The organism is Streptomyces sp. NPDC014864 (assembly GCF_043081525.1).
Lineage (GTDB): Bacteria > Actinomycetota > Actinomycetes > Streptomycetales > Streptomycetaceae > Streptomyces.
In genome coordinates, this window is sequence record NZ_JBIBWT010000028.1 from 58,228 (window position 1) to 64,443 (window position 6,216).

Here is a 6,216-nt window from a genome sequence, read left to right on the forward strand (position 1 = left end):
CCTCCTCGCGGGCCCCGTCCCACCGGCGGGTAGCACGGCGCGACCACTCCATGGGGCGGCGAGTGCCCCTGGCGAAACGGGGCAAACACCGCCCCCCGTGCCCTGCTGCTCAGCTCCCGAGCACCCCGTCCAGGAAGGCCGTCAGGTCCGCGAGGACCTCCGCCCGGTTCGTCTCCTGGAACACCTCGTGCCGGGCGCCCGGATAGGTCCGCTCGGTCAGGTGTCCGCCGCTGAGCCGCTCCACGCCGACACGGCTGCCGGCGAGCGGGACCAGCCGGTCCTCCGTCCCGTGCAGCCACAGCACGGGCAACGTGCCGACGTCCCCGCCCTTGGCGACGGTCTCCAGGGTCCGGGCGAAGGCCTCCACCGTCGGCCGCTTCATCGGGCCGTGCCAGACCAGTGGATCGGCCGCGTAGGCCGCGCCCACCGCGGGGTCGCGGGAGAGCGTGGCCGGACTGATCGGCGTGTCGGGGATCTCGTCCAGGGCGAGCAGCCGCTCCGGCAGCTCCCAGGCGCCGATGACCGGGCCGGACAGCACGAGCGCGGCCAGCCCGGTGCCGTGCCGCTGGGCGAAGCGGGCCGCGATCAGCCCGCCCATGGAGTGGCCGATCACCACGAGCGGCAGTCCCGGATGCGCGGCGCGGGCCCGCTCCGCGACCGCCCCCACGTCGGTCACCACGTCCTCGAAGTCCTCGATCAGTACCCGCTCGCCCGCCGACGTCCCGTGCCCCTGGTGGTCGGGGGCGAACACCGCGGCGCCGTGTTCCACCAGCACTCCGGCCACTTCGGCGTAGCGCCCCGCGTGCTCGCCGTACCCGTGCACCAGCAGGGCGAGGTACCGGGGCCGTGGGTGCGGCCACTCGCGGACGGTGAGCCTGCCCCGCGTACTGGTGAGGACGTGCTCGCGGGTGTCGGCCATGTCGCCTCCAGAAGCGTGGGTCGGACGCGTGGGTCGGACGTGCGGGTCGGACGTGCGGGTCGGACAGGTGAACGCGGCTCCGGGAGATCTTCCCAGGGGTCCGGCCCGCGGTCTATAGTCCAAAACTAGCAGTGCTAATTAATTGGGTCGTCCAAGGAGTCCAGCCGTGCGCCCCGTCCACTTCGCGGCCGCCCGCCGCACCCCGATCGGCAAGCTGCGCGGAGCCCTGTCCTCCGTGCGTCCCGACGACCTCGCCGCGTCCGTGATCCGCGCCCTGGTCGACGGCGTTCCCGCGCTCGACCCGGCCCGCATCGACGACGTGTACTGGGGCGCCGCCAACCAGGCGGGCGAGGACAACCGCAATGTCGCCCGCATGGCCGCGCTGCTCGCCGGGCTCCCCGAGTCCGTGCCCGGCGCCACGGTGAACCGGCTGTGCGCCTCGGGCCTGGAGGCCGTCACCACCGCCGCCCGGACCGTCGCCGCGGGCGAGGCCGACGTCGTGGTCGCGGGGGGCTCGGAGTCGATGAGCCGCGCGCCCTTCGTGCTGCCCCGCCCCGACGAGGCCCTGCCGCACCGCATCGAGACCGTCGACACCCGCCTGGGCTGGCGCCTGGTGAACCCGGCGATGAAGGACCTGCATGGACTGCTGTCCATGGGCGAGACGGCGGAGGAGGTCGCCGAGCGCTACGGCATCCCGCGCGAGCGCCAGGACGAGTTCGCGCTGCGCAGCCACCAACGGGCCGCCGAGGCACGCAAGCTGGGCCACTTCGACGACGAACTCCTGCCCGTCGAGCGCCCCGACGGCACGCTCGTCGGCACCGACGAGTGCATCCGTGAGGACACCTCCTACGACCGGCTCTCCCGGCTCAAGCCGGTGTTCCGCGCCAATGGCACGGTCACGGCGGGCAACGCCTCGCCGATGAACGACGGCGCGGCCGGACTCCTCCTGGTGAGCGAGGAGGCCCTGAACGACCTGGGCCTGGAGTCCCTGGGCCGGTATGTCGCCGGCGCCTCGGCGGGCGTCCACCCCGACGTGATGGGCATTGGGCCGGTCCCCGCCACCCGCAAGGCGCTCGCCCGCGCCGGCTGGCGCGTGGACGACCTTCAGGAGGCCGAGTTCAACGAGGCGTTCGCGGCCCAGGCGCTCGCCTGCGTGGACCAGCTGGGCATCGACCCGGACCTGGTCAACCCCAGTGGCGGCGCCATCGCCCTCGGCCATCCGCTCGGCTGCTCGGGCGCCCGCATCCTCACCACCCTGCTGCACCGGATGCGCCGCACGGGCGCGACCCGCGGCCTGGCCACGATGTGCGTGGGCGTGGGCCAGGGCAGCGCGCTGCTGGTCGAGCGGTCGTAGGTACCTCTGCGGGGGCTCGCCGTGCGGCCCGCGGCGAGGAGGTGAGCGCGGCCGGGCGTGCCCGCGCCGGGCACGCACCCGGCGGCGGCCCGGCGTGGGGACCGTACGGCGAGACGGCTCGCCCGGCCCCGGATAGGTGCGCATAGCATCGGTGTCCGCATGAACACGATGACGCTCTGGCACATATCCGGGTGGGGATTCGCGGCACTCGCCTGCGCGGCCCTGCTCGTCGGCTTCTCCAAGACCGCGGTCAGCGGGGCGAACACGGTGAGCCTCGCCGTCTTCGCGGCCGTGCTGCCCGCCCGCGCCTCCACGGGCGTCCTGCTGCCGGTCCTGATCGCCGGGGACGTGCTGGCGGTCCTCACCTACCGGCGGCACGCCCACTGGCCCACGCTGTGGCGGCTGTTCCCGGCGGTCGCCATGGGAGTGGTCGCCGGCACGCTGTTCCTGGTGTGGGCCGACGACGGCGTCGTACGGACCTCGATCGGCGCCATCCTGCTGCTGATGGCCGCGGTGACGGTGTGGCGGCGCCGCGCGGCCGGGCGCGAGCGGGCACCGGACCCGATCACCAGCCGGTCCGGCCGCCTCAAGGCCCGCTCCTACGGCGTCCTCGGCGGCTTCACCACGATGGTCGCCAACGCGGGCGGCCCGGTGATGTCGATGTACCTGCTCTCCGCGGGCTTCCGCAAGTACGGCTTCCTCGGCACGTCGGCGTACTTCTTCCTCGTCGTCAACGTCTCCAAGGTGCCGTTCAGCGCCGGTCTCGGCCTGATCGACGGCCGCTCGCTGCTCCTCGACGCGGCGCTCGCGGTGTTCGTCGTGCCCGGCGCGCTGCTCGGCACCTGGGCGGTGCACCGGATCAACCAGGGCCTGTTCGAGCGGCTCGTGATCGCGGCGACGGTCGTGGGCGGCGTCCAGCTCCTGCTGCGCTAGGCCCCCAGGCCGGCCGGCCTCCCGGAACCCCGGGCCGTGCGGCCGGGCGCTCCCGCGCGGCTATCGCCCCAGACCCAGCAGCGCGGGCACGTCCGCGAAGGAGCCGACGACGTGGTCGGGGCGCCCGCTCGCGTCCCGGAGAGTCTCCGGCAGGTACTTGCCCGTCCTGACCAGTACCCCCCTCACCCCGGCCCGCTGTGCCGCCAGGACGTCCGACTCGACGTCGTCCCCGACCATCACCGTCTCCTCCGCCCGCGCCCCCAGGTGCGCCAGCGCCGCCTCGAAGAACGCGCGCGCGGGCTTGCCGGTGACCTCCGCCTCGGTGCGGGCGGCCGCCTCCAGCCCCAGCAGGAAGGCCCCCGAGTCGAGTTGGAGTCCCCGGTCGGTGCGCCAGTACAGGTTCCGGTGCATGGCGACCAGCCGGGCCCCCTGCCGCAGGTGGCCGAAGGCCCGGTTCAGCGCCGCGTAGTCGAACTCGGGGCCGGCACCGCCGACGACGACGGCGTCCGGCACGGTGGCGGTGTCGGCGGTGTCGAGGACGGTGACGCCGGCCAGGTCCTGCGCGATGTCCCCGCTGTTGAGCAGTGAGCAGCGCGCCCCGGGCAGGCGCGCGGCGAGATGGGCGGCGGTGGCCGCGGGGGCGGTGAGGATGTCGCCGGCGGTCACGGGGAAGCCCGCCGCGGCGAGGGTTCCGGCGATCGCGGCGCGGGTGCGGGAGGTCGTGTTGGTGAGCAGGACGACGCCGAGCCCGGCCTCCCGGACCGCCCGCAACGCCTCCACCGCGCCGGGCAGCGGACGCCACGAGACGGTGAGCACCCCGTCGATGTCGATCAGTACCGAGCGTGCGTATGCCATGAGGGGCCCCCGGTGGTCCGCGGCCTCAGGGGAGGTGCACGGGCCGGGAGAACGCCTCCCGCATCCGCTCGAAGCGGTCCAGGTCCGCCCACAGCGCGATGCGACGCGGCCGTCCCGCGATCCAGCCCCACACGCTCGCCCCGGCGGCCGCGACCAGCGGGATGAGCAGCCACGACAGAATGACCACCGTCGTCCTCCTTGTCCGAGCGGAGCAGCGGGTAGGACGACCATTACACACATAATCGGCTGCGCATATCGGTACAAGAAGCCACTCATCATCTTTTCACTCCTCTGGGTAGGTCATGTCCGAGCGACTTCTCGAACGCCTTCCGGCGGCCCTCCGGACCGTCCCCTACGCGGGGTCCCGCTTCCCCGGCTCGCCCGCCGTCGCCGCCCGGCCGGATCCGGCGGCCGGGGCGAACTGCCAGCTCTACGCCTACGCGGTGCTGCGGCACTTCGGCCTGGCCCCGCCCCCGCTCCGGTCGAGTGAGCTGTGGGCCGACACCCGCGACACGGTCCGCGTGGCCCGCCCCCGGCCGCTGGACCTGCTGCTGTTCAACGCCGTGGACGACGCCTACGGCGCCCATGTCGGGGTCTGGGTGGACGAGGACCGCATCCTGCACCTGTGCGCGGAGGCGGGACGCCCGGCGGTGTGGACCCCCGCGGACTTCGCCGCGCGGGAGCGCTACCGCGTCCTGGTCGGCGTCAAGCGGGTGACCGCCCGCCCGGCGTAGCCGCCCCGCCGTCCGGCGTGGTCCGCGCGGCGCCAAGTGATCGTTAGGATGGGCTCGTTGCGGCGGACCGTGCGCGCCGCCCGGCCATGGTCGGCAGGCCGCGGGCGGCGGACGTCGTGGGTGGGACTTCAGGGTTGTCGCGGGTGGGACTTCGGGGATTGAGGGCGGTCTACGGGTGCTGGTGGCGGGTCGTTACCGGTTGCACACGGTCATCGGGCGGGGCGGCATGGGCGAGGTCTGGCGGGCCCACGACGAAGTGCTCGGCCGACCGGTCGCGGTCAAACTGCTGCTGAACGACGGGGCGGACGCCTCGGCGGCGGCCCGGTTCAGGCTGGAGGCGCAGACCTCGGCACGGCTGAACCACCCGAACGTCGTGGGGGTGTTCGACTTCGGCGCCTGGGAGGACCGCTTCTTCCTGGTGATGGAACTGGTCGAGGGCGACAGCCTGGCCGGGGAACTCACCACCGGCGGGCCGCTCACCCCGGACCGGCTGGCCCAGGTGGCCCAGCACACGGCGGAGGGACTCGCCGCGGCCCACGCGCAGGGCATCGTGCACCGCGACATCAAGCCCGGCAACCTGATGAGCGACCGCGACGGCACCGTCCGCATCGGGGACTTCGGCATCGCGCGCTTCGTGGACGACCACTCGGCCGCGCTCACCACGACCGGGCAGATCGTCGGCACCGGCCTGTACCTGGCGCCCGAGCGGGCCATCGGCACCCCGGCGACCTCCGCCTCCGACTTGTACTCACTGGGCTGCGTGCTCTACCAACTGGCCGTGGGAAGACCGCCGTTCGAGGCAGCCGCCCCCACCGCGCTGCTCTACCAGCACGTCGACTCCGCGCCCGTGCCGCCGCACCAGCGCGGCGCGGCCCTGCCGCCCGCCTTCGAGGCGTACCTGCTGAGCATGCTCGCCAAGCGGCCGGAGGAACGCCCCACCGCACGGCAGGCGGCCGACTGGTTCGGCAGCGGTGCCTGGCGCGGCGCGCCGGAGCCGCTGCCGCCGGAACTGCCGGGCGCGGGCCCCGCACACCACCGGGACGCCTCCGCCGCCCCCGCCACGTCCGCACGGGCGCATGGTGCCCGCGCCGCCGTGTCCGCACCGGCGCACGGCGCCCGGGCCGTCGGCGTGCCGGACCCGGCCGCCCGGACCGCGGGCCGTACCGATCCGGCCGGTGACGGCGGCTGGAACACCACCGTGCACCGGGTGCCCACGCGGCGGCCCGGCCTGCGGACGTCGCTGCGCCGCCACCCCCACGCGGCCGCCCTCGTGGGCGGCGCCGTCCTGTTCGTCTCGGCCCTGCTGGTGGGCATGGCCTGTTTCTAGCTAGTAGTGCTTCGTTACCTTGGGTGATCTCGTCTGGTGGTGGGCATCTTCCTGGCATGAGGCTGGGGGAGGTGGAACGGCTCCGGGGTGAGTT

At 74.3% G+C, this 6,216-nt stretch carries 7 protein-coding genes; 4 read left to right on the forward strand and 3 right to left on the reverse strand.

Features of this window, described 5'->3' with window-relative positions; all coding sequences use genetic code 11:
- Positions 1 to 109 precede the first annotated feature (109 nt).
- Complete coding sequence (locus ACF1A5_RS32235; protein ID WP_392196406.1) at positions 110 to 919, reverse strand: alpha/beta hydrolase; 810 nt, start codon at positions 917 to 919, stop codon at positions 110 to 112.
- A 166-nt stretch (positions 920 to 1,085) separates the two neighbouring features.
- Between ACF1A5_RS32235 and ACF1A5_RS32240 the strand changes: the two genes are divergently transcribed.
- Entirely contained in the window at positions 1,086 to 2,273 is a 1,188-nt protein-coding gene (locus ACF1A5_RS32240; RefSeq protein WP_392196407.1) for a thiolase family protein, read from the forward strand.
- 159 nt (positions 2,274 to 2,432) lie between these two features.
- Positions 2,433 to 3,206, forward strand: a complete 774-nt coding sequence (locus ACF1A5_RS32245; RefSeq protein WP_392196408.1) for a sulfite exporter TauE/SafE family protein — start codon at positions 2,433 to 2,435, stop codon at positions 3,204 to 3,206.
- Positions 3,207 to 3,266: 60 nt separating this feature from the next.
- On the opposite strand, the gene ACF1A5_RS32250 is transcribed toward ACF1A5_RS32245, so the two are convergent.
- Together ACF1A5_RS32250 and ACF1A5_RS32255 are read right to left on the reverse strand one after the other, a co-directional pair.
- On the reverse strand, positions 3,267 to 4,061 hold the full coding sequence (locus ACF1A5_RS32250) for an HAD-IIA family hydrolase (RefSeq protein WP_392196409.1): 795 nt from the start codon (positions 4,059 to 4,061) through the stop codon (positions 3,267 to 3,269).
- 25 nt (positions 4,062 to 4,086) lie between these two features.
- Positions 4,087 to 4,248 (reverse strand): hypothetical protein, encoded by a 162-nt coding sequence (locus ACF1A5_RS32255; protein ID WP_392196410.1) that lies wholly within the window; start codon positions 4,246 to 4,248, stop codon positions 4,087 to 4,089.
- 115 nt (positions 4,249 to 4,363) lie between these two features.
- On the opposite strand from ACF1A5_RS32255, the gene ACF1A5_RS32260 reads away from it, so the two are divergent.
- On the forward strand, positions 4,364 to 4,795 hold the full coding sequence (locus ACF1A5_RS32260) for a hydrolase (RefSeq protein WP_392196411.1): 432 nt from the start codon (positions 4,364 to 4,366) through the stop codon (positions 4,793 to 4,795).
- Between the two features lie 181 nt (positions 4,796 to 4,976).
- On the forward strand, positions 4,977 to 6,122 hold the full coding sequence (locus ACF1A5_RS32265; protein ID WP_392196412.1) for a protein kinase: 1,146 nt from the start codon (positions 4,977 to 4,979) through the stop codon (positions 6,120 to 6,122).
- The last annotated feature ends 94 nt before the right edge of the window (positions 6,123 to 6,216 follow it).

Bases quoted from the DNA above. Each gene is read 5' to 3' on its own strand.
- ACF1A5_RS32235 (WP_392196406.1), bottom strand. From the start codon at position 919: ATGGCCGACACCCGCGAGCACGTCCTCACCAGTACGCGGGGCAGGCTC.
- ACF1A5_RS32245 (WP_392196408.1), top strand. From the start codon at position 2,433: ATGAACACGATGACGCTCTGGCACATATCCGGGTGGGGATTCGCGGCA.
- ACF1A5_RS32260 (WP_392196411.1), top strand. From the start codon at position 4,364: ATGTCCGAGCGACTTCTCGAACGCCTTCCGGCGGCCCTCCGGACCGTC.
- ACF1A5_RS32250 (WP_392196409.1), bottom strand. From the start codon at position 4,061: ATGGCATACGCACGCTCGGTACTGATCGACATCGACGGGGTGCTCACC.